The 26,367-nt window shown below is 43.4% G+C and carries 20 protein-coding genes and 1 other RNA gene; 13 read left to right on the forward strand and 8 right to left on the reverse strand.

The window, feature by feature from the left end:
* Positions 1 to 108 precede the first annotated feature (108 nt).
* From dnaJ to grpE, 3 genes are all read right to left on the reverse strand, one after another.
* On the reverse strand, positions 109 to 1,245 hold the full coding sequence (gene dnaJ, locus PUN32_RS12640; RefSeq protein ID WP_274723544.1) for a molecular chaperone DnaJ: 1,137 nt from the start codon (positions 1,243 to 1,245) through the stop codon (positions 109 to 111).
* A gap of 195 nt (positions 1,246 to 1,440) precedes the next feature.
* Positions 1,441 to 3,348, reverse strand: a complete 1,908-nt coding sequence (dnaK, locus tag PUN32_RS12645) for a molecular chaperone DnaK (protein WP_274723545.1) — start codon at positions 3,346 to 3,348, stop codon at positions 1,441 to 1,443.
* Positions 3,349 to 3,604: 256 nt separating this feature from the next.
* Positions 3,605 to 4,201 carry a nucleotide exchange factor GrpE gene (gene grpE / locus PUN32_RS12650; RefSeq protein ID WP_166014530.1) on the reverse strand — a complete coding sequence of 199 codons (597 nt, stop codon included), beginning with the start codon at positions 4,199 to 4,201 and terminating at the stop codon, positions 3,605 to 3,607.
* Between the two features lie 145 nt (positions 4,202 to 4,346).
* On the opposite strand from grpE, the gene nadK reads away from it, so the two are divergent.
* The 3 genes from nadK to bamE all read left to right on the forward strand — a co-directional run bounded on the left by nadK (position 4,347) and on the right by bamE (position 7,528).
* Complete coding sequence (nadK, locus tag PUN32_RS12655; protein ID WP_166014529.1) at positions 4,347 to 5,231, forward strand: NAD(+) kinase; 885 nt, start codon at positions 4,347 to 4,349, stop codon at positions 5,229 to 5,231.
* Positions 5,232 to 5,348: 117 nt separating this feature from the next.
* Positions 5,349 to 7,013, forward strand: coding sequence for a DNA repair protein RecN (recN, locus tag PUN32_RS12660; protein ID WP_274723546.1), 1,665 nt, complete (start codon positions 5,349 to 5,351; stop codon positions 7,011 to 7,013).
* Between the two features lie 158 nt (positions 7,014 to 7,171).
* The gene (gene bamE, locus PUN32_RS12665; RefSeq protein WP_274723547.1) at positions 7,172 to 7,528 is read left to right on the forward strand and encodes an outer membrane protein assembly factor BamE; all 357 of its coding nucleotides are present in this window, start codon (positions 7,172 to 7,174) and stop codon (positions 7,526 to 7,528) included.
* A gap of 83 nt (positions 7,529 to 7,611) precedes the next feature.
* Here bamE and PUN32_RS12670 read toward each other — a convergent pair whose 3' ends face one another.
* Both PUN32_RS12670 and PUN32_RS12675 read right to left on the reverse strand, forming a co-directional pair.
* Positions 7,612 to 7,926 carry an RnfH family protein gene (locus PUN32_RS12670; protein ID WP_274723548.1) on the reverse strand — a complete coding sequence of 105 codons (315 nt, stop codon included), beginning with the start codon at positions 7,924 to 7,926 and terminating at the stop codon, positions 7,612 to 7,614.
* Positions 7,927 to 7,928: 2 nt separating this feature from the next.
* On the reverse strand, positions 7,929 to 8,363 hold the full coding sequence (locus tag PUN32_RS12675) for a type II toxin-antitoxin system RatA family toxin (RefSeq protein ID WP_274723549.1): 435 nt from the start codon (positions 8,361 to 8,363) through the stop codon (positions 7,929 to 7,931).
* Positions 8,364 to 8,606: 243 nt separating this feature from the next.
* Between PUN32_RS12675 and smpB the strand changes: the two genes are divergently transcribed.
* From smpB to PUN32_RS12720, 9 genes are all read left to right on the forward strand, one after another.
* Positions 8,607 to 9,092: an SsrA-binding protein SmpB gene (smpB, locus tag PUN32_RS12680; protein WP_274723550.1), complete on the forward strand. Its 486-nt coding sequence runs from the start codon at positions 8,607 to 8,609 to the stop codon at positions 9,090 to 9,092.
* Positions 9,093 to 9,160: 68 nt separating this feature from the next.
* Positions 9,161 to 9,527: a transfer-messenger RNA gene (gene ssrA / locus PUN32_RS12685) on the forward strand.
* Between the two features lie 183 nt (positions 9,528 to 9,710).
* Positions 9,711 to 10,937 (forward strand): integrase domain-containing protein, encoded by a 1,227-nt coding sequence (locus PUN32_RS12690; RefSeq protein WP_148522964.1) that lies wholly within the window; start codon positions 9,711 to 9,713, stop codon positions 10,935 to 10,937.
* 397 nt (positions 10,938 to 11,334) lie between these two features.
* Positions 11,335 to 11,613 carry a helix-turn-helix transcriptional regulator gene (locus PUN32_RS12695; RefSeq protein WP_000115789.1) on the forward strand — a complete coding sequence of 93 codons (279 nt, stop codon included), beginning with the start codon at positions 11,335 to 11,337 and terminating at the stop codon, positions 11,611 to 11,613.
* A 137-nt stretch (positions 11,614 to 11,750) separates the two neighbouring features.
* A complete protein-coding gene (locus PUN32_RS12700; protein ID WP_274723551.1) occupies positions 11,751 to 14,159 on the forward strand; it encodes a hypothetical protein in 2,409 nt (802 codons plus the stop codon).
* 196 nt (positions 14,160 to 14,355) lie between these two features.
* Entirely contained in the window at positions 14,356 to 16,032 is a 1,677-nt protein-coding gene (locus PUN32_RS12705; RefSeq protein ID WP_267762912.1) for a type I restriction-modification system subunit M, read from the forward strand.
* Positions 16,029 to 17,294, forward strand: coding sequence for a restriction endonuclease subunit S (locus tag PUN32_RS12710; RefSeq protein WP_274723552.1), 1,266 nt, complete (start codon positions 16,029 to 16,031; stop codon positions 17,292 to 17,294). Before PUN32_RS12705 ends, PUN32_RS12710 begins: the two co-directional genes overlap by 4 nt.
* 102 nt (positions 17,295 to 17,396) lie before the next feature.
* Positions 17,397 to 20,768: a type I restriction endonuclease subunit R gene (locus PUN32_RS12715; RefSeq protein WP_267762916.1), complete on the forward strand. Its 3,372-nt coding sequence runs from the start codon at positions 17,397 to 17,399 to the stop codon at positions 20,766 to 20,768.
* Between the two features lie 31 nt (positions 20,769 to 20,799).
* Entirely contained in the window at positions 20,800 to 21,501 is a 702-nt protein-coding gene (locus PUN32_RS12720; RefSeq protein WP_274723553.1) for a M48 family metallopeptidase, read from the forward strand.
* Between the two features lie 825 nt (positions 21,502 to 22,326).
* On the opposite strand, the gene PUN32_RS12725 is transcribed toward PUN32_RS12720, so the two are convergent.
* The 3 genes from PUN32_RS12725 to PUN32_RS12735 form a co-directional block, all read right to left on the reverse strand.
* Entirely contained in the window at positions 22,327 to 23,298 is a 972-nt protein-coding gene (locus PUN32_RS12725; RefSeq protein WP_274723554.1) for a hypothetical protein, read from the reverse strand.
* A 203-nt stretch (positions 23,299 to 23,501) separates the two neighbouring features.
* Entirely contained in the window at positions 23,502 to 24,092 is a 591-nt protein-coding gene (locus tag PUN32_RS12730) for a recombinase family protein (RefSeq protein ID WP_000533796.1), read from the reverse strand.
* Positions 24,093 to 24,725: 633 nt separating this feature from the next.
* Positions 24,726 to 25,013 (reverse strand): hypothetical protein, encoded by a 288-nt coding sequence (locus PUN32_RS12735; protein ID WP_025795015.1) that lies wholly within the window; start codon positions 25,011 to 25,013, stop codon positions 24,726 to 24,728.
* A gap of 774 nt (positions 25,014 to 25,787) precedes the next feature.
* Here PUN32_RS12735 and abiEi point away from each other — a divergent pair.
* Positions 25,788 to 26,342 carry a type IV toxin-antitoxin system AbiEi family antitoxin gene (gene abiEi, locus PUN32_RS12740; protein ID WP_274723555.1) on the forward strand — a complete coding sequence of 185 codons (555 nt, stop codon included), beginning with the start codon at positions 25,788 to 25,790 and terminating at the stop codon, positions 26,340 to 26,342.
* Positions 26,343 to 26,367 lie beyond the last annotated feature (25 nt).

Consider the following 26,367-nt stretch of genomic DNA (forward strand, 5'->3'; position numbering starts at 1 on the left):
GATTGTCTATTGAAAGGATATTTGAGCTGTGGCACATCTCTGGTCGAAAAGCACAAAAGACCAGCAAGCTGGTCTTTTGTCTTTCTTGATTACCGATTGAAGCGTTGATTAACTGGTTAGGTCATCAAAAAACTTCTTCACGCCATTAAAGAAGCCTTCGGCTTTCGGTTTATGTTTGGTGGCCGCTTCGCCACCACAGGACTCTTCAAACTCTTTCAGCAGCTCTTTCTGGCGCGCACTTAAGTTAACCGGGGTTTCTACCACCAATTTAACAATCAGATCACCAAACGCAGCCGAGCGAACACCTTTCACTCCTTTGCCACGCATACGGAACATACGGCCAGTTTGGGTTTCAGTCGGCACTTTCAAGCTCACACGGCCATCGAGCGTTGGTACTTCAACTTCACCACCAAGCGCGGCCATCGCAAAGCTGACCGGCACTTCACAGTACAAGTTATTGCCATCACGCTCAAAAATATGATGCTCTTTAACATGCACTTGTACGTACAAATCACCGGCTGGTGCACCCATTTCTCCGGCTTCACCTTCGCCCGCCAGACGAATGCGATCGCCCGTATCCACCCCTGCCGGAATTTTCACATTCAGAGTCTTGCTCTTCTGTTTGCGGCCTTGGCCGTGGCAAACATGACAAGGCTCTTTAATGATCTTGCCTTTACCATGACAGGTTGGACAGGTTTGCTGCACCGCAAAGAAACCTTGGCGCATTTGCACTTGGCCGTGGCCATGACAAGTACCACAAGTTTGAGCTGAGGTGCCTTTTTTCGCGCCAGAGCCTTCACAAGTATCACAATGCACTAACGTCGGCACTTCAATCTCTTTCGAGCAGCCACGCACCGCTTCTTCGAGGCTCAATTCCATGTTGTAACGTAGATCGGAGCCGCGCTGCGCTCTTGGGCCGCCACCACGGCGACCGCCACCAAAGATATCACCAAAGACGTCACCAAAAATATCGCCAAAATCAGCGCCGCCGCCACCACCGCCAAAACCACCAGCGCCTTGTTCAAACGCCGCATGGCCATATTGATCATAAGCGGCTTTCTTCTGACCATCGGTCAGAATTTCATACGCTTCTTTCACTTCTTTAAACTTTTCCGCCGCACCGGCATCACCCGAGTTACGGTCCGGGTGGTATTTCATCGCAAGGCGTTTATAGGCCTTTTTAATATCACGCTCGGAGGCGTCACGGCCTACGCCTAGTACTTCGTAAAAATCACGTTTTGACATGTTCTCAGTCACCAATTTATTACTGTCAGCGGCTACGCCGCTCGGTGGGTATCGATATAGATAAGGGAGATCTGATGCCTTTATCTGTAGCGACACTCATTAAACAGACGGGCGTAAGAGTTGCCTCAAACGCCCGCGATAAAGTTCAATAAGAGTCAGTGAATCCGCACCCACTCAGGGTGCGAAAGCACGTCATTATTTCTTATCGTCGTTCACTTCTTCAAACTCAGCGTCAACCACGTCATCTTCTGGCGCTGAAGACTGACCCGCGTTGCCACCTTGGGCTTGAGCTTGTTGTTGGGCAATTTCCATCAGCTTCTGTGCCGCTGCCATCAAAGCTTGTACTTTGGCATCGATTTCTGCTTTGTCTTCGCCTTTTTTCGCAGTTTCCAGCTCACCGATCGCCGCTTCAATCTTGGCTTTATCATCCGCTGGCAAAGCTTCACCTGCTTCAGTGATCTGCTTACGCGTTGCGTGGATCATCTGGTCAGCTTGGTTACGCGCAGTCGCTAACTCTTCGAACATTTTGTCCGCTTCTTTGTTGGCTTCCGCTTCTTGAACCATTTTTTCGATTTCAGCATCGCTCAGGCCACCAGAAGCTTGAATGGTGATCTTCTGCTCTTTGCCGGTTTGTTTATCTTTGGCTGAAACGTGCAGAATACCATCCGCATCCAAGTCAAAAATAACTTCGATTTGTGGCATACCACGTGGCGCAGCATTAATGCCTTCTAGGTTAAATTGACCCAGCGATTTGTTGTATGTCGCTTGCTTACGCTCACCTTGCAGTACATGGATAGTTACTGCGCTTTGGTTATCTTCCGCCGTAGAGAACACTTGGTTCGCTTTGGTTGGGATGGTGGTGTTTTTCTCGATGAGTTTGGTCATCACACCACCCATGGTTTCGATACCCAGTGAAAGTGGAGTCACGTCTAACAGCAGAACGTCTTTCACATCACCAGCCAAAACGCCGCCTTGTACTGCTGCACCAACGGCAACCGCTTCATCAGGGTTAACATCTTTACGTGGCTCTTTACCAAAGAATTCAGCAACTTTCTTCTGAACCATTGGCATACGAGTTTGACCACCAACCAGAATCACATCATTGATGTCATTAACAGATAGACCAGCATCTGCCAATGCAACTTTCAATGGATCCAGTGAGCGTTGTACCAGATCTTCAACCAACGCTTCCAATTTAGCACGGGTCACTTTGATGTTCATGTGCTTAGGACCGGTTGCATCGGCGGTGATGTATGGCAGGTTAACATCAGTTTGTTGTGCAGAAGAGAGTTCGATCTTCGCTTTCTCTGCCGCTTCTTTCAGACGTTGCATTGCCAGTGGATCGTTACGCAGGTCGATGCCTTGTTCTTTTTTGAACTCGTCAACCAGATAGTTGATCATGCGGTTGTCAAAGTCTTCACCACCTAAGTGAGTGTCACCATTGGTTGACAGAACTTCGAAAGTTTTCTCGCCTTCAACTTCATCGATTTCGATGATAGAGATATCGAATGTACCACCACCTAAGTCATATACAGCGATAGTGCGATCGCCGCCTTGCTTGTCTAGACCGTAAGCCAGAGCTGCTGCTGTTGGTTCGTTGATGATACGTTTCACTTCCAGACCCGCGATACGGCCAGCGTCTTTGGTCGCTTGGCGTTGTGCATCGTTAAAGTAAGCCGGTACGGTGATAACTGCAGCAGTGACTGGTTCACCGAGGAAATCTTCCGCGGTTTTCTTCATTTTTTTCAAAATTTCAGCCGATACTTGAGGCGCAGCCATTTTTTGGCCTCGTGCTTCAACCCAAGCATCACCGTTATCTGCCTTAACGATTTTGTAAGGCATAATTTTGAGATCGCGCTGCACTTCTTCGTCTTCAAAACGACGACCGATCAGGCGTTTGATAGCAAATAGCGTATTTTGTGGGTTAGTAACCGCTTGACGTTTGGCAGGTTGGCCTACCAGCGTTTCGCCATCTGTATAACCAATTACCGAAGGTGTTGTACGCTCACCCTCTGCGTTTTCGATTACGCGAGGTTTATCGCCATCCAATACCGCAACACATGAGTTTGTAGTACCTAAGTCAATACCAATGATCTTACCCATCAGGCTATCTCCAAAAAAATTCTATGTTCGATTTGTCTATCCCCTATATGGGGATGGAGAATGGGGTTTCAACCCCTACTCACAAACCAAAACGGGCTTGTTTGCTTCTCGTATGCCCCTTAAATAAGGTCTTCAAACACCATTTCAAGGGCAAAAATGAAAAAAAATCCAATTTATGGGCTTTTTCAGCATAAATTGGTGATTGGCATAAAAAAGCGAAGCCACTGGCTTCGCTGGTTCACGCACATGGTGAATATTATTTCGCGACCATAACCATCGCAGGACGCACCACGCGACCATTTAGTTCATAGCCTTTTTGCATCACAAACATCACGGTGTTTGAATCATGCTCGGCACTTTCTTGAATTGACATTGCTTGATGGAACTCTGGATTAAACGTTTCACCGTGCGGATTAATCTCTTTCAAGCCAAACTTCGCGATGGTATCAACGAACGTTTTATGGGTGAGCTCAACCCCTTCCAGCAGCGGTTTCACTGCTTCAACCGCACCATCTGCCGCTTGAATCGCACGCTCAAGGTTATCAATCACCGGTAGCAACTCTTCAGCAAAACGACTCAGTGCGAATTTACGCGCTTTATCCACTTCTTGCTCGCTGCGGCGACGCATATTTTCTACTTCAGCACGCGCACGCAGAGCGTGATCTTGCTGCTCTTTAACTCGCTCTTCACTCACCAGCAAAGCCGCTTCTAATTGAGCGATTTTAGCTGCTTGCTCATCCATCTCTTCAGGATTCCAGTCGATATCGGCATCAGTGCCTACTACTTCTGCATCTGTCGCAAGCGCATCTTGCGGCAGTTGCTCGTCTTGGTTTTTGATCTCTTGGTTGCTCATGATATCTCCAAAATTCACTTGATACTGGCTAGGAGGCATTGTCTCTGCCCGGATTGCCTAGCACAAAAATTCGCATAAAAGCACAACTTGCCCTTATTATGGGGACGATGAATTCTGATTCAAGCCTAAATCGGTTGGAAACCTTATGAAAAAGCCATTCAACGTGCTGGCCATCATCGGCAAACCGCGTGATCAACAAGCAATTCAAACGCATAAAGACATTTATCACTGGCTGACCGCGCTCGGTTATACCGTGTTGATTGATGACCGTTTACAGGAAATTTTGCCCGATTTGCCGGCAGAACATTTTGCGAGCTTAATTGCGCTTGGTCAGCAGGCGGATCTCGCCATCGTGGTCGGTGGTGATGGCAACATGCTCGGTGCTGCGCGGGTATTATCCCGTTTTGATATCGCCGTGATTGGCGTCAACCGCGGTAATTTAGGCTTTTTAACCGATCTCAATCCGGAAGATTTTCAACGCCGCCTACAGCAAGTGCTTGATGGTCATTATTGGCAAGAAACCCGCTTTTTGTTAGAAGCGGAGATCCATCGCCATGGCCAAATCAAAAGCCATAATGCCGCCTTAAATGAAGCGGTATTACATCCAGGCAAAATCGCACATATGATTGAATTTGAAGTTTATATTGATGATAACTTCGCTTTTTCACAGCGCTCCGATGGTTTAATTGTGTCGACGCCAACCGGATCGACCGCTTATTCGCTTTCCGGTGGTGGCCCGATCCTGTCCCCAAGCCTGAATGCCATCACACTGGTGCCAATGTTTCCCCATACCCTTTCCTGCCGCCCTTTGGTGGTTGATGGCAATCGCCGAATTAAACTGGTGGTGTCACCGGAAAACCGCGGTATCCAAGAAGTCAGTTGTGATGGGCAAGTGTCCCTTCCGGTTTCTCCCGGCGATGAAATTCATATTTATCAAAGTCCCAATCTACTCAAACTGATCCATCCTGAAGACTACAGCTACTACCATGTGCTGCGCACTAAACTCGGCTGGTCGAGTAAGCTGTTTTGATATTGCTCACAGGATAGTAACAATCGATAAAAAAATTCACCCGCGTGACTTTACTGTATAAAGAAACAGTATAAACTGTTTCTTTATACAGTATTGGTTAATCATACAGGTGCAAACATGCTGGCTCACTTGAGTATCAATAACTTCGCGATTGTTAAATCGCTACAACTTGAACTATCCAAAGGAATGACCACCATTACCGGTGAAACCGGCGCAGGCAAATCGATTGCGATTGATGCGCTAGGTTTATGCCTAGGAGGACGCGCTGAAGCCAGCATGGTGCGCCAAGGTGAAGATAAAACCGAAGTCTGTGCTGCTTTTCATCTCGATAACAACCTGCTTGCCAGTCGCTGGCTAGAAGATAATGAATTATTAGAAGGCAAAGAGTGCATTCTACGCCGCATCATTAGTAAAGATGGCCGCTCAAAAGCCTTTATCAATGGCAGCCCGGTGCCATTATCACAACTCAAAACACTCGGACAATTGCTGATTAATGTGCATGGTCAGCACGCACATCAGCAACTGATGAAGCCCGAATACCAACTCACTATGCTCGACCAATACGCAGGCCATGCGGATTTACTCAAAACCACGCGCCACACCTACCAAAATTGGCGGCAGGCCAACAACCAGCTCAAGCAATTGCGCGAAAACAGCCAGCAAAATCAAGCTCAATTGCAGCTTTTAGAATACCAAATTAAAGAACTCAACGAGTTAGCACTTGGCGAACAAGAATTTATTGAGCTAGAGCAAGAGCATAAACGGCTGACCAATAGTGGCGATCTGGCACTCAATTGCCAACGCGCGATTGAGTTATTAAATGAAGGTGAAGAAATCAATGCCTTAAGTTTACTGCAAACCGTGAGCCAAACATTGACCGATTTGGCCGATATGGACAGCAAGCTCAGTGGCCTACCTGCCATGCTGGCAGAAGCGCAGATCCAACTCGAAGAGACCTACCATGAACTGCGCCACTATTTGGATGGGATTGAGGTCGATCCCGAACAGATGGCCTATATCGAAGCGCGCTATTCCAAAGTAATGTCACTAGCACGTAAGCATCATGTGCTACCAGAAGAGCTGTATCAACATCATCAAGCGTTGCTGCAACAAATTGCTCGACTCGATTGTTCGGATGAAAAAATGGCGGCGCTGATCAGCGAAGTCGATGCACTATACCAAACGTTTATTACCGCAGCAGACAAACTGCATAAATCACGCACTCGCTACGCAAAAGAGCTGGATAAGTTGATTAGTCGTAGCATGCATGAATTGAGTATGGAGCAAGCACAGTTCAAAATTGAAGTGCAGCAAGATAATGCCCACTCTTCACCATTAGGTTTTGACGCAGTGACCTTCTTAGTCTCCACCAACCCAGGACAACCACTACAAGCGATCGCTAAAGTTGCCTCCGGTGGCGAACTGTCACGCATGTCACTGGCCATTCAAGTGATCACCGCGCAAAAAGTAGAAACACCAAGCCTAATTTTCGATGAGGTCGATGTTGGCATTTCCGGCCCCACCGCCGCCGTGGTGGGCAAAATGCTGCGCAAACTCGGCGAATCAACCCAAGTACTGTGTGTAACCCACTTACCGCAAGTAGCAGGGTGTGGCCACCACCAACTGTTTGTCGCCAAACAAACCAAAGCGGGCAAAACTGAAACGCAAATGCTCAAATTGGATCACGAGCAACGGATTGCAGAACTCGCACGCCTACTTGGTGGCAGTCAAATCACCGAATCAACTCTGGCGAATGCCAAGGAGTTACTGATCGCGGCCTAATGGCACCACTTATCGCCGGACTTTTTGTTCAGCTTTGCAACCAAACTCAAAATTCATAGTCTGAATAAGCTCAGAGTGCGATCGAGGTTTTTACATCTGCGCTGAGCTTGTTTATTATCAGCCAAGTTTTTAGCCCTGTGGGACAGAGAGTTTTAACAATGCAGTTTACTAAGTGGTTTATCGCCCTTCCTCTTGCCGTGACCGCCTTATCCGGCTGCTCTTTATTAGAGCGCTTGGTGTATCGAATCGATATCAATCAGGGTAACTACGTCGATCAACAGTCGGTGCAACAACTTAAATTTGGTATGAGTAAAGAACAAGTACGTTTTGTACTCGGTTCGCCAATGCTGATTGAAAATAGCTACCCAGATACCTGGTACTACATTTATCACCACACTCCAGGCCATAATGATTCGGTGCAGAAAAACCTGATCGTAAAATTTGATGATGGCAAACTGGTTAACGTGACAGGTGACTTCCCGACCGGTAAAGCCTTCTTCGAAGGCGTCAATTAAGACTTTCCGCAACATGATGTGCGGACAACTTGCTACGCAATAACATTAGGCAGGATCAGAAATAAAAGGCTTTGAACCGCCTTTTATTTTTGTATTGTTTGCCCCGCCGCCTGCTTAGCTTGTTCCGCGCGTTTACGACGGATCTCTTTCGGGTCAGTCAACAACGGACGATAAATCTCAATCCGATCTTTATCGCGAACCTGAGCGTCTAACTTCACATTACGACTAAAAATGCCCACTTTATTGACTGCCAAATCAATTTCAGGGTATTTCAATAACACACCAGAATGCTGAATAATCTCCTCAACCGTTGCCGATGGCTCAACATCTAACTTAACAACATGTTGCTCATGCGGTAGTGCATACACCACCTCAACCTGTAGCCTTTCACTGCTCATCATCACTCTCCATACACCTGTTTGGCTCGACGGGTAAATGCATTCACCATATTGCTGGTCAATTCGTTAAAAATTTTGCCAAATGCCAGCTCAATCATCTTGCTGGAAAATTCAAACTCTAAGCGCAGTTCCACCTTACAAGCGGCTTCATCTAAAGGGGTAAAAAACCACCCGCCACGCAAAGTTTTAAATGGCCCATTCACCAGACTCATTACAATCGCAGCACCTGGGGTTAATTGATTGGCGGTTGTAAACGTTTTGCCAATCCCCGCTTTGGCGACATCCACCGATGCCAACATATGACTCTCGCTCTGCTCTAATACACGAGAGCCAGAGCACCCCGGCAAAAACTCCGGATAGCGAGCCACATCATTGACCAAATGAAACATCTGCTCTGCACTAAACGCAACCAAGGCAGAACGACTGACTTGTTTCATTTTTACTCCTTACCACGACTCAGACTGCTTGCGAAAATGGATTGTACTTTCATCCCCCTAGCACCTCAAGCCATCCTCGATGACAGTACAAACGGTTTAAAGTTATCGCACAACGATAAAAATACTGCTCTATGACATAGAAACTCTGTGATTGGGAGGCTTGAGTCAACGCCCAGATAGCCGTATGCTACGGCAAACAAAAGCGTTTCCTAACCGCCGACCAATCCGTATAATGCGCCCACTATGACGAAAAAAAAATCCAATACCAAAGCGGGTAGCAACACTATCGCGCTGAACAAAAAAGCTCGCCACGAATACTTCATCGAAGATGAATTTGAAGCCGGCATGGAGCTGCAAGGCTGGGAAGTAAAATCACTTCGCCAAGGTAAAGCCAACATTGCCGAAAGCTACGTTTACATCAAAGATGGCCAAGCGTTTATTTCAGGTATGACCATCACGCCGTTGCAGCAAGCCTCAACTCACGTGATCGCCAACCCAACCCGTATCCGCAAGCTGCTACTTTCACGCCGCGAACTCGACAACCTGTTTGGTCGTATCAATCGTGAAGGCATGACGCTTAGCGCATTGTCACTCTACTGGTCTCGTTCGTGGGTCAAAATCAAAATTGGCGTCGCGAAAGGTAAAAAACTGCACGATAAACGTGAAGATCTGAAAGAAAAAGAGTGGCAACGCCAAAAAGATCGAGTGATGAAAAGCGCATTGCGCTAATAATCACCACTTAAACAATGGGAGCTAGACAGAAGCATTGATTCTGGTACTATGCACCCGTTACCTCTGGGGCTGATTCAGGATTCGACGGGAATTTTGCAGTCTGAGGTGCATGCCGAGGTGCGGTAGGCCTCGTTAACAAACCGCAAAAAAATAGTCGCAAACGACGAAAACTACGCACTAGCAGCTTAATACCCTGCTCAGAGCCCTTCCTCCCTAGCTTCCGCTTGTAAGACGGGGAAATCAGGAAGGTCAAACCAAATCAAGCTGGCGTGGATTCCCCCACCTGAGGGATGAAGCGTAAGACCTAATTCAGGTTAGCCATTCGTTAGCGTGTCGGTTCGCAGGCGTTGGTGAAATTAAAGATCGACTAAGCATGTAGTACCAAAGATGAATGATTTTCGGACGCGGGTTCAACTCCCGCCAGCTCCACCAATCACTAGTAACGGGACGTCTCAGGACGTCCCGTTTTCTTTTCTAAACCCTTGTCCTATCTAGCTTTAAGTGGTTCAGGGCGTCTCATCGAGATTCACTTAATCTCAGTCATTTAGTAACATTCTGCGTAACACTAACCAATAACAACACAAATTGGTGTTACATCAGAAAGGAAATATTAAAATGGCTAAGCAAATCAAGCCCTTATCACCAACTCAAGTAACCAAAGCTAAGCCCTTAGAGAAAGAATATTCGCTTGCCGATGGCTATGGTCTGTACTTACGTGTAAAGCCCAATGGCGCAAAACTTTGGATTTTCAACTATATCCATCCAACTACTAAAAAACGTAAGAACATCAGTCTTGGTGCATTTCCTGACATCACTCTCGCGTCCGCGAGAGAAAAAACAAGAGAGATGCGCCAGCAAGTCGCTGAAGGCATTGATCCAAAAACCCACAGAGATAACCAACTCATCACCGCACAGATAGCTCAGTCATCAACTCTTAAATCTGTTGCCGAAGAATGGTTTGAAGTAAAAAAGCATGACGTTTCCGAAGACTATGCCAGCGATATCTGGCGCTCTCTGGAGCTACATATCTTTCCTAACCTCGGTAACATGCCGATAAGTGAATTAACTGCCCCAATAGTGATTCAAGTCTTACGTCCCGTGGAAGCAAAGGGCGCATTAGAGACAGTGAAACGAGTATGTCAGCGAATAAATGAAGTGATGAACTACGCGGTGAATTGCGGAAAGATTCAGTCCAACCCACTATTCGGGATAAAGCATGCATTTAAAAAGTCGAAAGCTGATCACATGAGTACTATCAGCCCAGACGAACTTCATACTCTTATGCAAGCGATGTCGTTAGCCAATATCAAGCTTGCCACCCGCTGCGCTTTTGAATTCCAACTCCACACCCTGACCCGTCCTGTTGAGTGTGCTGCCGCTGAATGGAGTGAAATTGATTTCGAAAACAAACTTTGGGTCATTAGCAAAGATAAAATGAAAATGAAACGCGATCACAAAATCCCTCTTTCAGACGCTTCGATTCAACTTTTAAACTTTATGAAGCCCATCTCATACGGACAACGCTATGTATTCCCTAGTTCAACATCAGTTGATCAGCACATGAACAGCCAGAGCGTCAACGCCGCACTAAAACGTGCTGGAATGAAGGGAAAGCTAGTAAGTCACGGTATGCGTTCCATTGGCAGTACAGCGCTCAACGAACAGGGCTTCAACAAAGATGCTATTGAGCTGTGTTTAGCACACGTAGACAAGAACACAATTCGTGACATCTACAACAATGCTGAATACTTGGAAGAACGCCGCAAGATCATGGAATGGTGGAGCAACTTCATACTCGATGCTTCTAAAACTGCTAACACTATTGCAAAACCATCAAAATAAGTGACATGGGTCACACTATAGACGAAATTTGGGTGATTTTGTATTGACGATGAGAATCACCCACATTATTTTAAATCGCGTCTAAATATTTAATTTTTACATAGGAAACAGACATTTAAAGTCCGCTAAGCGGCGACGTAACTTATTCCCGTTAAACTTCGGTTTAACTATTTGTTTATTGTTTTGGTATTAACTTAACTTTCGGAGCCTTTTTTTGAAGTCTTCACTATTCCATTACATACGAATACCTTCCTTTAATTGTTAAGGAATGAGTCTGTAACCCAATAGGCTTCAGTCCCATCTAGGTGTTCCTTCACTGATAATAAACTTCCGTGGATCAGTGTAAGTATTGGAATATAAAGTTAGTACTAGACATGAATTAATGTAGGTTATCGTTATGTCTGTAAATACAACTCCTCTTCTAAAAATCGTACGTAAATCTGACGTTCTACAACGCGTACCCTTCTCAAGAGCGACTCTCCATCGCAAAATCAATGATGGAACTTTCCCACCGTCAATTCCTTTAGGCGCAAACTCTGTTGGTTTCTTGTCTCATGAGGTCGATGCAATTATCGCAGCCATGGCACTAGGCAAAGATCTACAGCAAACCGTTTCTCATCTTGTTGAGCAAAGACAGTCTCTTTTCGACAACAGTCTCTATGCACTAGCCGCATAACTAAAAAATCTCACTAAGCACAAATAAATCAATCGTTTACTGCATGCTTTAGCATGCTGGTAAAAGTGCAGAATTTTTTAGTTATATATATTATCTAGAAATTTTGCACTTTTACGTTCAAGCAGGAATTAGAATAAATGAACGTCATCGCGCAATCTCAAGCTACAGAACACACCCTACTTCAAACCTCAAAAACTAAGTCGGTTTTCATTCTGCTCGATCCGAGTCTTCAGCATCGATCGAATGATGATCGAGTCGTTGCTCTACGCAACGACAGAAGCAATGCGATGGATGTCGTCCGATATTATCTAGATGCTGGCTATACGATTACATTAGTCGCCGATTCAAAGCTGTTCCCGACTCAAACGGCTAGATTGATGAAAAGCAACTACTGTGGAAGTCGTGTTCCGATGTTAGATAGCGCGACAGGGATTTACTACAGCCTAGAGAACTTTCGAAGCACTGTGACTTATCTAACCCTTTGCAACTCTCTATCACCGTGCAAAGAGACATCGCAGTGGCTTTCCAAGCAATTGATTCGTACTGTTCCTCTGACAAACAGCACAACCGAGGCATGTGTTAACACCTTTCTGTCTGATTTACAGGGCGTTCAGAGTATTGAGTTATTGAGAGCAGCACTTGATGAGCAACTCGAACAGAATCGCAATAGAGTGCGAAAATTCATGTCTCCAACTCTTCAAACTAAGACCATCACCGTTGATTCATTGCGCTCTCCGCTGTGCTCACAGCTTATTAACGACAGCAAAACTCTTGCAGTAAGAGCGGCAACAGGCACAGGGAAGACCAAGCATCTATTTGGTCCATTAGCGAAGGCGGCTCGAAGCAAAAACAAGAAGATCGTTTATCTGTCTTACCTGACCGCACTGGTCGAACAATACTGTAATGACAATCTCGCAGTCAGCTACAACCAAGATTTATGCGAGCTAGAACAGGCGGATGCAATGGGGGTTGTTGTAAACAGCATTTGGAAATCTCATATTCGCTCTGTGCTTAATCAGGCGGATATTCTTATCATTGATGAGTTCGAAAAAGTACTGACGACTGTCGTATGTTCTGAACCCAGTAAACAGTTGCCAAAGCAACAAGTTTTTGAAAGCTTGTCAGAAGCCATTCGTAATGTCCCACAATTGATTGTGGGTGATGCTGATCTTTCAGATATCAGCTTGGGTTATATCAAAGAGTTAAGAAGCGAAGTGACGCTCTTGGATTGCACTGAGAACCCGTATTCTTCAATCAAAGCGGTGATCACAGATAAAAACCAGTACCTCTCTAACGTTTATCTTAAAGAGCGGCTTACTAAGAAAGATAAAGTGTTCCTGTTTGATTCTCTCGTCACACTTCGTCAGGTTACCCAATCACTAGGCTATAAAGATACTAATAAGCTAGATAGTGAAGATGAAGCACTAAAAGACGGTGTCTTAATTATCCACGCTCACAATAAAGACATGCCTGCTCAAAAAGCCTTTTTGGAGAATCCAAACGAAGAGATTAAGAAGTATAAAGCAATCATGGCATCTCCTTGCTTAAGTTCAGGCTTTTCAATTACTACGCACTTTACTAACAAGGTTGTGGTTTTCTGCGATAAGACACTGACACCGTTAGAGCTGATTAATTTCGCACGTCGATTTCGTACAGCAAAACAAATTTGGTTTGCCGTTGATGCATACAAAGATTTCATTACGCCACATGCCAAAGAGACGACGTACAAACCAACAGTCCATGTTCAACCAACCGACAAGTTAAACATTGCATTCAACAACGTTAAAAAGCGCTTCTTCGCTCCTTTAGCCTTGCATTTACATTTAACTTTGGAAGAACTCGGTTTCATGACTACATCGGCCCCATCCTCTTTTACAGCACAACTGTTTGCTCAAAAGAGTGTTACTCTGGCAGCCAAAGCGTACAAAGAGTTAGAAGTGCAAGCGATTGTATCCTCACCTGATTTAACTCAAGAACAAGCTTCCTGGTTATGGGCTAAAGACAGAAGGACGTCTTCTGATAACGCTTCTTTAACTAAGTTTCAGATCAAACGGGATTACGGAGTGAAGAAGGTTACAGAAGATGACGTTCACTTCCACTTCAAGTTCTTAGCCAATCGAAGTGTGTTTGATTCATTCCCGTTCGTGAATCGCTCTAGTGACAAAGTGGAGATCGAAACTAAGCACCATCGTATCGCTCATCTCATCTATGACCGAATTTTGAAAAAGTATGGATTTTCTGTCGATGGTGACGCCTTTTGGATTCATAAAGATGAGGTTCGCCAGATTGTAAAAACCTGTTATGTTAACCGAAAGCTATTGAACTGGGCTTTTAAAGATAGCTTACACATTACCAAACCTCTTCATCAGGAGGCAAACCCAAACAAGGCGACGTCATACCTTAAAAGACTCTTAAACTCATTGGGCTTCGAAGTTGGGACATTCCGCAGCAGTAGCAAGAAAGCAAAAGTAGAGCTGCATAAAAACGCTCGTAATTATGCTTGCTTTAATTCAGCCCCATCTGAAACTACCAAGTCCGCAGCTTAACAGCCAACACTGCCCTGCTACCACGACACTCAGAAGGTAGCAGGGAATATCCCCTATCAAATCATAACCTTACTACAGCGCTCAATTACTGAATCTAAAGTCTCTCAATAAACGCTTGTTGCGTTATAATGCCCACAATTTTGTTCTTCGCTCAAACCAAGGTTCTGAGCGAGCCGTGAACGTTTAAGAGATTCTTATGACAACCAATACCGCAGTAGAAAAAATCAGCCTTGAAGAGCTAAAGACATGGCTTTGGGGCAGCGCAAACATCATGCGTGGCACCGTAGATAGCTCAGACTTCAAAAACTATATCTTCGGTCTCCTGTTCTTAAAACGTCTTTCAGACGTATTTGACGAACGTGTAGAAGCCGTGATGGAAGAGGAAGGTTGCAGCGCTGAAGAAGCAATGGCGCTCATTCAGGAAGATAACCCAGAGCAATTCGTTCCTGTGTATGCGCGTTGGAATAAGCTGATCGAAAGAACGGAAAATATTGGTGAGTACATCGATGAAGCCTTTGCTGAAATCGAACATCAAAACCCATCACTAGAAAAAGTGCTTACCGCCATTCAGTTCGGTGATAAAGAGAAGCTCAGCAATGAGTTACTTACTCGCCTGCTCCGCCACTTTAACCAACACAAGCTGGGCAATAAAAACCTCTACAAAGCCGACCTACTTGGTGATGCATACGAGTATTTGATTGGTAAATTTGCTGATGATGCAGGCAAGAAAGGGGGCGAGTTCTACACCCCTCACGAAGTGGTAGAGCTTATAGTTAAGCTGATTGACCCACAACCTGGTCACGAGATTTACGATTTGACCTGTGGTTGTGGTGGTATGTTGGTTGAGTCAGCTCGTCACATTAAAGAAAACTACGAGAATGGCACCATCATGGGTAAACCTAACTGTAAACTTTACGGTCAGGAGAAGAACCTAGGAACATGGGCAATTGCCAAACTCAACATGTTCCTGCACAACCTAGATGGCGATATTCAACGCGGTGATACGTTAGTTAACCCAAGACATACAACAAGCCAAAATGGCTTAATGACTTTTGATAGAGTCATTGCGAACCCTCCTTTTTCTCAAGATAAATGGTGGGAACCGTTAGAGCTAAACGACGGGAAAATTGTTGACCAAAAAGGTAAAGAAAGAAATGTAAAATACAGTTCCGACCTAAAAGATCCTTATGGTCGATTTGGCCTTGGCGTTGCACCTAGGACGAAAGCAGACTTTGCCTTTATTCAGCATATGATTGCCTCAACAAAAGACGATGGTCGCATCGGCGTTGTAGTCCCTCATGGTGTGCTGTTCCGTGAGGGAGATGAAGGTAATATTCGTAAAGGCTTACTTGTTGGTCAAGACAATATCAAAGGTGATTTAATTGAAGGTGTGGTCGGTTTACCAGATAAACTGTTCTTCAACACTGGCATCGCGGCTGCGGTTTTAATCATTAATAAAAACAAACCTGCAGCACTGAAGAACAAGGTTATTTTCGTTGATGCATCTGCTGAGTTTGGTGAAGGTAAGGCGATGAACTACCTTCGCGAAGTAGATATCAAGCGCATCACAACTGAGTACAGCAAAGCGAAACAAACTTTAGTTGATGCGGGAGAGCAAACGGAGGATAAACTTTCGGAGCTACTGGACACTGTCACTGTTGATAAGTACCTACGTGTCGTTGATATCGCTGAAATCAAGCAGAAGGACTTTAATCTCAATATCAGTCGTTATATTGACACTTCAGAAGATGAAGAAATCATATGTGTAAGTGAGAGCCTCAGACAACTTGAGAAAATTGATATCCAATTAGAGAAATTGGATATCAAACTGAATTCAATGCTAAAGAGCCTTCTTGTCGAGGTTGCAAAATGACATTAACACAATGGAAATCTAAGTCATTAGGTTACATCTTAGAAAAAGTTGTGGGCGGTGGCACTCCATCAAAAGCTAAACCCCAATATTGGGACGGAGATATTCCGTGGGCGAGTGTCAAAGACTTATCTTCAACAAAGCTTGATGATACCGCAGACAAAATATCCGAAGAGGGACTGAACAATAGTGCGAGCAACTTAATTCCTGCTCAGACTATCGTTATTCCAACTCGTATGGCTTTAGGTAAAGTAGCAATAACAACTCAGGCGATGGCAATAAACCAAGACCTGAAGGCTCTGTTTCCGAGCAAAGAAGTATGCAAAAGCTATCTTTTTCAGTGGCTGATCTTTCATGCAGAGCAAATAGCTAGTTTGGGATCGGGATCAACAGTTAAAGGAATTCGCCTTGAACAATTAAAAAAAATTCCTTTTAGCTACCCAACTCTTAAGGAAGAACAACAAAAAATAGCGGAAATCCTTTCAACAGTTGATAAGAAAATCGACCTTATCGACCAGAAAATTGCAGAAACCGAAAAGCTGAAAACAGGCTTAATGCAAAAGCTGTTTTCAGTAGGTGTCGGTGTTCAGGACGAGAATGGAAACTGGCACGCACATACAGAATTTCATTCAATAAAAGACGTTACTCTACCCGTAGGTTGGAAGTTAGATAACTTAGGTACTCTTCTGGAAAAAATTGTAGGAGGAGGAACGCCCTCTAAGGCCAAGCCCGAATATTGGGGGGGAAGTATACCCTGGGCAAGTGTTAAGGATTTCAAAAAGCCTTGGCTATCATCTGATTGCATAATGGATACGATTACCAATGAAGGCTTAAAAAACAGCTCTGCGAATTTAATCGAACCTGATGTTGTTGTAATCCCAACGAGGATGGCATTAGGTAAAGTTGCAATGACAAAGGGTTCGATCGCAATAAATCAAGACTTGAAAGCGCTTTATCCAAAAAATATTATTGATAATTTATTTTTATTCTATTGGCTACAGCATCAAGCTTCTAAAATTGAAAGCCTTGGTTCAGGTTCTACCGTCGCAGGAATACGCTTAGAGATATTAAAGTCAATAGATTGCTTATACCCTGAATCCATATCAGAGCAAAAGCAAATTTCTCGTATACTCAAATGCACCGACTCAAAAATAGACTTATTAATCGAACAAAAAGTCGTGACCCAAAAACTCAAAAAAGGCTTGATGCAGAAGTTACTTACAGGTAAATGGCGAGTTCCTGTTGAGGAAACTGAAGCCGCTTAGCTATTGCCTCATGATGCCTTCAGGCGAAGGCATCTGAAAAGCAAAAAACGTAATTTAAATGAACAATAAAAAATGAATAACAATAAATAAAGGAATTTAGGTATGTCAGGTCAGGCAGAATCATCGAATCCAGAACTCGTCGGGGTAGAACGCCCAGCGATTGAATGGTTAAAAACTCTAGGATATCAGCACATTAAAGGTCGAAATGTAGAGCAAACACACAAGACCGAGCCTGTTATTCTAGAGTCGGTGTTAACTGACAGACTACACGCCCTTAACCCTTGGCTGGCCGAGGTTCCGAACGGTGCAAGCAAGGCGATTAAACAGCTTAGAGACATATGGTTTGAACATAACAGCGACTTAATGCTGGCTAACCATGCGTTCTGGAAGAATGTTCTGTTTCAATCGAACCTGCAACAAAAAGACAAAAATGGTCAGCCTCGTAGCATCCGTTTTATCAACCAAACAGGTGCCGAGGGTAACTCATTCCATGTGGTTGATCAGTACGTCGGCAAGAATGCCAACGATGAGCTTTTTAAGCCAGATTTACTTTTATTCATTAATGGCTTACCCCTTGGCTTGATTGAGTGTAAAAACAGCTCAATTAAGCTCAGCAAAGGCATTGCACAAATTGATGGCTACCAAGGCACATTCACTCAACACTTTGCCTTTAATATGGTTTGTGCCGCCATTAATCGCAGCCAAGCCAAGTATGGCGCGATCTATGCGCCAGAACAGTTCTATCTAACTTACAAATTTGATCCGAAAAAGCCTGATGAGAACATTGTTCTTATCGAATTAGAAAATCAATTAGGCAAGCCCCCTACAGAGCAAGACAAGCTACTGTGGGCATTATTCGAGCCTTCCCGCTTCGTGCGTTTAGTCTGTTTCTACCCTATGTATGAAATTGAAAAAGGCGTCATGATCAAGAAGCTGCCACGTTACCAACAGTGGCGTGCAGTAGAGAAGACGCTACTCCGTCTACAGGGTAAAGACCCACAGCTATTAGGCCAAGAACTTGGCGGCGTAGTTTGGCATACGCAAGGGAGTGGTAAATCACTGACGATGGCGCTACTTGCTCGTTTAATGCGAGCCGAAATTTCTGGTTTCAATAACCCAAGTATTTTGATTCTTACCGACCGCACTGACCTGGACCGTCAGATCCATAATACCTTTACTAATGTCGGCCTTGAATCGATTAAAGCAGATTCCGTCGCTGGGCTAGAAACCATGCTAAGCAATGACTACGGCGCCATTTTTACTTCGACCGTTCAAAAGTTTCAAGAGAGCGATGGTAAGCAGATACAGGCAGCAAAAGAGTCTGAAGATGATGATTCCATTGCAGACTCTAAAAGTCGCGTCAGACGCGTTTTGAGGAAGGATGATTCTGGGCAAGAACAGTGCTGGATTTTAAAGGAGAACAATGTTCTTCACGGTCAAACTGATGCTAATGGCAACCCTAAAAAAGCTAAATGGGAACTCGTTAGCGAAGAGAAAGTTGATTTTCGTGTTCTGAGTACCAAGCCAAACTTCTTCGTGATGGTTGATGAAGCTCACCGCAGCCAGTATGGGTTCCTTGCTGCATTCATGCGTGCCTCTTTACCTAATGCGAAGTTCATAGCATTTACTGGCACCCCGCTCTTTAAAGACGATAAAGAAACCCTGGGTACATTCGGTGGGAAAGAGTACATCGATACTTACCGCCTCGACGAGGCGGTTGCTGATGGCGCAACACTGCCTATTAAATATCTTGAAGGTATGGCGCAATGGGGTAGCGACGGAAAACTAAAACAAGCTTTTGAGGATGAATTTGGTAATGAGCCTTTAGCCCGTAAGAAAAAGCTAAAGCAAGAGTTACTCAAAAAACGTCGTGGTGCTATCGGTCGTATTGAGGAAAATGCTCGCCATCTCGTCGAACATTTTCTATCAAGCGTGAAGCCTCGCGGCTTTAAAGCCATGCTGGTATGTGACGGGCGTGATATGGCTGTTCGCTATAAAGACGTACTAAACCAAATCATGCAGGAGCGTCAAAACAAAGGTCTACCGACCTTTGAAAGCCGAGTGGTTATCTCTCTCGGTAGTATGACAGATAAGCGCACAGGTATTAGTGAACAACAAGCTCACTATGCATCAGGCTCAACCTCAAAACTTGAAACTATCGAAGAGCGTATCAAACGCGAACTCAAACAAGGCCAAACACCGATAGCCGTACCGTCTGAAAAGATCCCAAGCTTAGTGAATGATGAATTTAAGCTGCCTTATGGTGATGAGTCTGCTAATACCAAAGAAGAAACCAAGTTTAACAACATTGGTTTAATCATTGTTTCTGACATGCTGTTAACTGGCTGGGATGCCCCTATTGTCAGCACTCTATATTTGGATAAACCGCTAAAAGAACATACTTTGCTTCAGGCTATTGCTCGTGTAAACCGAACTCGAAAAAGTAAGAAAGCGGGTTATATTGTCGATTACTTCGGGGTGGTTGAGTACCTAGATGAAGCGCTGAAAGTTTATGGGGGTGACGTACAACCCGATCAAGTATGGACGGACGTCGAAGCGGAGTTACCACGTCTTCAATCAGCTTTGACAAAAGTGTTAGACATTCTTCCGAAAAAGCACAATCCCGTGAAGCAACCAGAACCTTACAAAGAGGATGCCGATCTCTACCTAGATCCAGATACTCGTCTAGATATTGTTGAAGACTTCCTCGTTGCTCTCGCTGGATTCAATAGCCGCTTAGATATCGTGTTACCTGACGAACGCGCATCTAAATATCAGCCTTACTTCAAAGTGCTGAATGAGATAAAACTCCAACTGCGCAACAAAATGCCTGAGAGTGCTGATACGGTTCGCATCACCGCATCTGAATCTGAACTGCTTAAAAACATGCTCGACGAGCATATAGAAGCAAGTGAAGTTAAGAGCTTGCTAGGTCGTGAAGTTTCAATTCTGGATGCTGCGGATATGGATCTACTCCGCAAGCAAAAAAGTGCTGGGAGTGCAGCATTGGTCATGAAGAACAAACTCAAGCACACCATTAAGACGGGTAAAGGTAAAGATCCTGCCTTCTTTGGTGACTTGGAAGAAGAGCTAGAAAAGCTTATCCAAGATGAACGTGAAGGACGTATTGAACAAGCTCTATTCCTAGAACAGCTAGAGCTTTTTGCTCAGCGTGTTCGTGATAAAGATGCCAAGCCATCTGAAATGGGCTTGGGAACAGCAACAGAGCGAGCCGTGTTCAACTACTTGGAAAAACAGGTAGAGGAAGCTGAAGCTCTAGCATGGACTAAAGGCATCTTTAGCCACCCTGATATCGCTGAAGTCATGTTGTCACCGATATGGAAAAAACAGACTGATATTCACAATGAGATCAAAAAAACAATCAGAACGATTTTACGTGGTCTTGGCGGCTGGGATATGACAGTAGCACGTCAGCACTCTGCTGAAATTTTCAGTATTATGTTGAACAACTGATCCTTTGCTTCACCAAAGACGAAAGAAACTGATGCCAATTTTTCAATACGGTACAACTGAAATCGAGTGGGAATTTAAGCTCGACTCAAAACTCAGTCACCACTACGTTACTGTAGAAAGAGGGAAGACTGTTCTTCTCAGAGGCCCAAGTGCCTCTGAGGACGAGCAACGAGAGCTGATTCGGTATAGAGCAAGGTGGATCAAAGAGCGCTTAGCGGAAGTCAATCAACCGTTAAAAGAAGAAATCGTCACAGGTAGCCGAGCGCCTTACCGTGGTCGTTCTTTCTATTGTGAAGTGATCCCTGTGCCAGAGTTATCGACGGTAGAAGTGAAGTTTAACCAAAGCCGTTTTAAAGTTCTTTCTCCCGAAGGCCACTTCGTCAGCCGTGAGCGATTCAAGCCAGCGTTGGAGCGTTTCTACAAACAGAAAGCCTTAGAAAAAATCGCTTCTCGCTTACGCTATTGGCAACAGGAAACGGGCATGCAAGCCACAACTTTCCACATAAAAAAGTTTGATGCACGTTGGGCTAACTGCACCGAGAACAATGTTCTGGAGTTCCACCCTCGTTGCATGGAGTTTTCCAATAAAGTGATGGATTACATAATCCTTCATGAGCTATGTCATACCGTAGAAAAAAGCCATAGCAAAAACTTTTGGAAACTAGTCGCCAAGTATTGTCCTGACTGGAAAGAGCTGCATGAAGAGGTAGAGCGTTCAGGGATGGGGATCTAGCGGAGTCTACTGCACTTTGAAAATGTCAGGAGGCACTGCTCACTGCTCTAAATCTTTCACTCTCCCTCTACTCACGACTTTTTATTCGCTAATTTAATTGAATAACTTTCATCTTTTAGGAACCTAGCGAGAACAATGTTCTCGCAGTATCAAACTTAGGTGTTCAAATAGGTTTATGATACATACACACCAATTAAAACCACTCAACTAACAAATTTTAATTCAATATAGTTTTTAATGTTTTTCATTATACATAAAAAACTTTTTAGTCAAGTTGAAAAAACTCTTGATTAAGAAAAAACAATCTAATATATTAAATCCCGTAGCAAGAAGCAGAGCTTCTATCTAGAAAGTGGCTTAAAGATATATTTAGACTAATATTACTTAAACTTTAAAAGTAAAAGTAATTTCTTCCACCTCACTGGTGGCTTAAAGAAAATTTAGTTTTAATACAATTAAATGTATCACTATTTTATCTACTAATAGATGGTTACACTTCCGCGCCAACTGGCGGTTAAGCGTTGGATAGAAGGTCGAGTTTATCTCGGCCTTTTTATTATTAATTGTAATACTGTTCTCAGAACTTTAAATCAATTCTATTTTTAGAAGATTATCTCTTTAGTTTTAATGATTAACTCTGGAAGCCTAGCTTATTAAAAGGAAGATCCTCCTACTTATCATTCGGAACATTGTTCTTCTACACAGTTTTTTATTGATTATTCAAATAGCCAATCTTTACTATTTTAAGATTGCGATAAGAACATTGTTCCAAGTAAATATCATCTCACTGTCGAGATGGTTATTAACATCATATCAAAAAAGGGGTTACTTAAAAGCTAACCTTAGATAAGGCAATACATACCCTTTGAGCTTAGACTCTATCTGTTCCACTGTTTTTAGTTGATCTGGTAGAACATTGTTCATAGGAGTTTCAACATCTATAACAGTGGCCAATCCACTCGCTCGTGGCACCGTTTTTTTCGTTACCACTACTAGTGCTTCGGCTTCACTTTCAACGGTATCTAGTGCACTTAATAGAGCGTCACATTGAGATATTTGCGGTGTGTAACGAATCAAAAATCGGGTAGGGTTTATTGGACTTACGAACACCTCCCGAGCTAGCTCTGCTGTTTCATGGTAAAAGTATCGTTCTACTACATCTCCAATTGCTACTTTCCAACCTTGTTGAATGGCCGCAGTCGTTGTCGGCATCCAAAACTTAGAGAAATTCTCTCTCTGTTCTCTTGGCGCATTACGTGTCAGATCGCCAATCACTGGGTGAGCAGGAACAAATCCCATGCTCTTAAAACCATCTCGTAATTCTTTGACGATTGGATTGGAGTCTTCGCATAACAAAGGGTAAATATCACGCCACAAATAATGAGGCCTTTCTATCGGCGATAGATACTTAGGATGGCTCGTAACTTGGTATGAAGGCGGCAGTAACTCAGAGCGAATATAAATCACATGATCCACAGGCAATTGCAGATATCGCTCCAATTGTAAAAGGTTGCCACTCTCAACATTACCGATCGTTTCGGCAGCATCGAGTTTATTTTCACAAAGAACAATTGAACCATCACTTAATATCAGACGCATGTCTGGTCGGCATCCAGGATAGATAACTTGGGTTTCGACCTTGCAGATCAATCTGTTATCTTCGTCTCCAAAAATCAACCTAACAAATGCTCGACTGAAACTTTCTGAAGACCCTAACGCCGCAGCGAAGAACTCAGTTAAGTGATCCTCTTTTGCTACCGTTAGTTTTTGAGTATTGATGAATAAGCCCACAAGCATCCCTTTCTATCAGCGTCGTTTCCTAGCAGGAAGGTTATCCGATTTTCCAGTCAGAACAATGTTCTTGTATCAAATATCAGCGTGATATCTTAGTAGCCTTGCTCTAAGCAAGAACAAGGTTCTTGCAATATCGTTAACCTCTTAACGAGTAATTACTTCTGGCAGAACTCAACTCAACCTAACAGTATCATGGAACATTGTTCTCATTGAACTCTTTCAGTTAGCCGCTTGTTCCAATGCCGCTTGACCGTCGGAATGGAGATACCAAGAGCATTTGCTGTTTTGGATTGACTCAGCCCTCTTGCCCTACATGCTTGGACTTTTTGAGTAGTGGTTAGTGCTTCTGGTCTACCAATCCGCTTACCTTCAGACTTAGCCCTAGCCTGACCTTCTAGCGTCCGCTCTCGAATACGGTTTCGCTCAAACTCAGCAAATGCTGAGAACATTTGTAGCATCAATCGTCCCTCTGCTGAGCTTAGATCAGCGGTAGGCAGATCAAGAGATATTGGCGTAACGCCCTTCTCTAACAGCATACTGATCGTATGCTGAACATCGATGTTATCTCTTCCAAGTCGATCAAGCTTTAGTACCACCAGTTTGTCCCCTGGTTCAAGTTTATGCTCAATCAACATTTTGAACTCACGTCGTTCAGTTGCAGGCACACTACCAGAAACTGTTTCATGTACAATTCGGTGTTCTTGAATATCGTAGCCAGCATTCCGAATTGCTAAAATCTGATTTGACACTGTTTGCTCGCTAGTCGATACACGACAATAAGCGAATGTCCGTCCCATACTCTCCACAATAGCCCCCTTTTTGGCATCACAATTGGTATCATCAATCGGTTAGGTGTCATAAAAATCCGATCCCTACTTTATGAGACCGCAAACACTTCATTCCCGTCTGGTGTCAGAAAACGGATGCTTGTTGATACTACAGATATGTTTACATCTCGCTAAAGTTGAGTACTTAAGTCGATAATTTTGACAAAGTAACTTTGCCTTAAGAAAACCTAGAAAATAAATGAACATCCGTGAGTAACAAACATTACTCTAAATTTAATTCATCTATAATAAAAACAAAGTTACTATTAATTTTCCTTGGCAATAAAATTAACACATAAAAAAAATAAATTTTATTTTATTAATTTTTCATGTTATAACTATTATAACTGTTATAACTATTATAAAGTTATGACTTACTATAACGCTTGAACTTTAAAAAACGAAGTTCATCGGATAAATTCATCAAAATTTGGGGGAAATTCTTCTGCCACTACTGGCACTTTCAACGCCAGCATTGGCACATTGATTGCCAATCTTGGCAAATTCACTTGCCACCCGCTTTAATAACGGAATTTTCAAGGCTTTCACCACTTGCCTAACATAATTCAACAGGCTTTAACGTTGTGCAAAAAAAGAACAACGTTAGAACACGTTGAATGTCTCATTTTTTCTTGACTTATAACGGTTACAACCATATAGACCAGGAACTCGACATTCTTTACTTTCTTTAATATCTTTTCTTTTCAAACGAACTTTTGGAACATTGTTCTTGTCATCTAAATTAATAGAATTTGCTCTGAGTAATGCTTCTTCATCTGAAATTTCATTGTAAACCACTTTAAAATCATTAAGCTTAGTTTTACGTTCTTCTCTTGTAGATAGGTAACTCATTTCACGATTACGTTTAGAATAAACCAAAACTTGAGACATATCGACAGCCCTCTTGATATATATAGACAAATTCAATGACCATTATATTTATCAAGTAATATTCTCTTTGTAAAGGACCTTTAATCACTATTTAAAAATTACATTAACATTTAATTATTAAATAAAAACCGTTTGATTTTTTAATTATTAAATTAGAAAAATAATAATTAGTTAAACTTCTACCTAAAAATGAAAAAGATCAGATTCTGGGCTATTAGTGATGCGATTTCTCTCCTCAAAGAACCACATATTCATCACCATGAATTCTCGGTTAGGATCCTAACCGAGAATAGAGAACAGATTCTTACTATTGGTGACGCTATTCCCCCTCCTCAAAGAACCATATTCATCCCCATAAATTCCGAGTTAGGATCCTAACCGAGAATAGAGAACAGATTCTTACTATTGGTGACGCTATTCCCCCTCCTCAAAGAACCATATTCATCCCCATAAATTCCGAGTTAGGATCCTAACCGAGAATAGAGAACAGATTCTTACTATTGGTGACGCTATTCCCCCTCCTCAAAGAACCATATTCATCATCATAGATTCCGAGTTAGGATCCTAACCGAGAATAGGGAACCAGCTTTTGACTATTGGTACTGCCATTTCCTTAGTCTCATAGCAACCACATTCATCACTACAAATTCCAAGTTAGGATCCTAACTCGGAAAAACCAATCAGGGATCAGGAAGGGTATTAGCGATCACCAATTACTATCTTCAATCACAAGTGTACAAAAATATATGTCATACTTACTTTTTATGACTACTTATGAGCATTGAAGTGAAGATTGAGGATGCATTGGAGCGCCTGCATAAATTTGACAGGCGAGGTATACACGTTTACCGAAAAAGTGACCTCAGGAGATTATTTTTTGATGACTCACTTACAGCATTCCAGCAAAGTTTACCTCGTTTGGTGAAAGCTGGAGTACTAGAGCGGGTATGCAACGGTGTTTATGTATTCTCATACAGTCGTCATAAGGACGGTTATACCATTGAATACATTGTCAAATGCTTGCGACGAGGAGAGTACAACTACATCTCTCTAGAATCGGCGCTTTCAGAATACAGTGTCATTTCTCAAGTGATGATTGATAGAATTACGATCATGACAACAGGACGCAAGGGAGAGTTCAGGACCCCTTATGGCGTTATCGAGTTCACACATACGAAACGTGATGATATTGACATTATCAACAATACCATAACTTCAGATCGGCCCCTGCGGATTGCTAAAAAAGAAGCTGCGATTCGAGATTTGAAGAGGGTTGGTGCGTATTTCGGTGATTGCGATCGCTCGTTTCGGTTTATTCCGATCACCTGACTCTACCATTTTTCTCTCTTCCTAT

Origin of the sequence: Vibrio chanodichtyis, from assembly GCF_028863985.1 — a bacterium.
Taxonomy (GTDB): domain Bacteria; phylum Pseudomonadota; class Gammaproteobacteria; order Enterobacterales; family Vibrionaceae; genus Vibrio; species Vibrio chanodichtyis.

Coding starts and splice junctions, on each gene's coding strand:
- smpB (WP_274723550.1), top strand. CDS start 8,607: ATGACGAAAAAAAAATCCAATACCAAAGCGGGTAGCAACACTATCGCG.
- abiEi (WP_274723555.1), top strand. CDS start 25,788: ATGAGCATTGAAGTGAAGATTGAGGATGCATTGGAGCGCCTGCATAAA.
- PUN32_RS12695 (WP_000115789.1), top strand. CDS start 11,335: ATGTCTGTAAATACAACTCCTCTTCTAAAAATCGTACGTAAATCTGAC.
- PUN32_RS12725 (WP_274723554.1), bottom strand. CDS start 23,298: ATGCTTGTGGGCTTATTCATCAATACTCAAAAACTAACGGTAGCAAAA.
- bamE (WP_274723547.1), top strand. CDS start 7,172: ATGCAGTTTACTAAGTGGTTTATCGCCCTTCCTCTTGCCGTGACCGCC.
- PUN32_RS12715 (WP_267762916.1), top strand. CDS start 17,397: ATGTCAGGTCAGGCAGAATCATCGAATCCAGAACTCGTCGGGGTAGAA.
- PUN32_RS12670 (WP_274723548.1), bottom strand. CDS start 7,926: ATGAGCAGTGAAAGGCTACAGGTTGAGGTGGTGTATGCACTACCGCAT.
- PUN32_RS12705 (WP_267762912.1), top strand. CDS start 14,356: ATGACAACCAATACCGCAGTAGAAAAAATCAGCCTTGAAGAGCTAAAG.
- PUN32_RS12700 (WP_274723551.1), top strand. CDS start 11,751: ATGAACGTCATCGCGCAATCTCAAGCTACAGAACACACCCTACTTCAA.
- PUN32_RS12720 (WP_274723553.1), top strand. CDS start 20,800: ATGCCAATTTTTCAATACGGTACAACTGAAATCGAGTGGGAATTTAAG.
- PUN32_RS12735 (WP_025795015.1), bottom strand. CDS start 25,013: ATGTCTCAAGTTTTGGTTTATTCTAAACGTAATCGTGAAATGAGTTAC.
- grpE (WP_166014530.1), bottom strand. CDS start 4,201: ATGAGCAACCAAGAGATCAAAAACCAAGACGAGCAACTGCCGCAAGAT.
- PUN32_RS12690 (WP_148522964.1), top strand. CDS start 9,711: ATGGCTAAGCAAATCAAGCCCTTATCACCAACTCAAGTAACCAAAGCT.
- PUN32_RS12730 (WP_000533796.1), bottom strand. CDS start 24,092: ATGGGACGGACATTCGCTTATTGTCGTGTATCGACTAGCGAGCAAACA.
- dnaK (WP_274723545.1), bottom strand. CDS start 3,348: ATGGGTAAGATCATTGGTATTGACTTAGGTACTACAAACTCATGTGTT.
- PUN32_RS12710 (WP_274723552.1), top strand. CDS start 16,029: ATGACATTAACACAATGGAAATCTAAGTCATTAGGTTACATCTTAGAA.
- recN (WP_274723546.1), top strand. CDS start 5,349: ATGCTGGCTCACTTGAGTATCAATAACTTCGCGATTGTTAAATCGCTA.
- dnaJ (WP_274723544.1), bottom strand. CDS start 1,245: ATGTCAAAACGTGATTTTTACGAAGTACTAGGCGTAGGCCGTGACGCC.
- nadK (WP_166014529.1), top strand. CDS start 4,347: ATGAAAAAGCCATTCAACGTGCTGGCCATCATCGGCAAACCGCGTGAT.
- PUN32_RS12675 (WP_274723549.1), bottom strand. CDS start 8,363: ATGAAACAAGTCAGTCGTTCTGCCTTGGTTGCGTTTAGTGCAGAGCAG.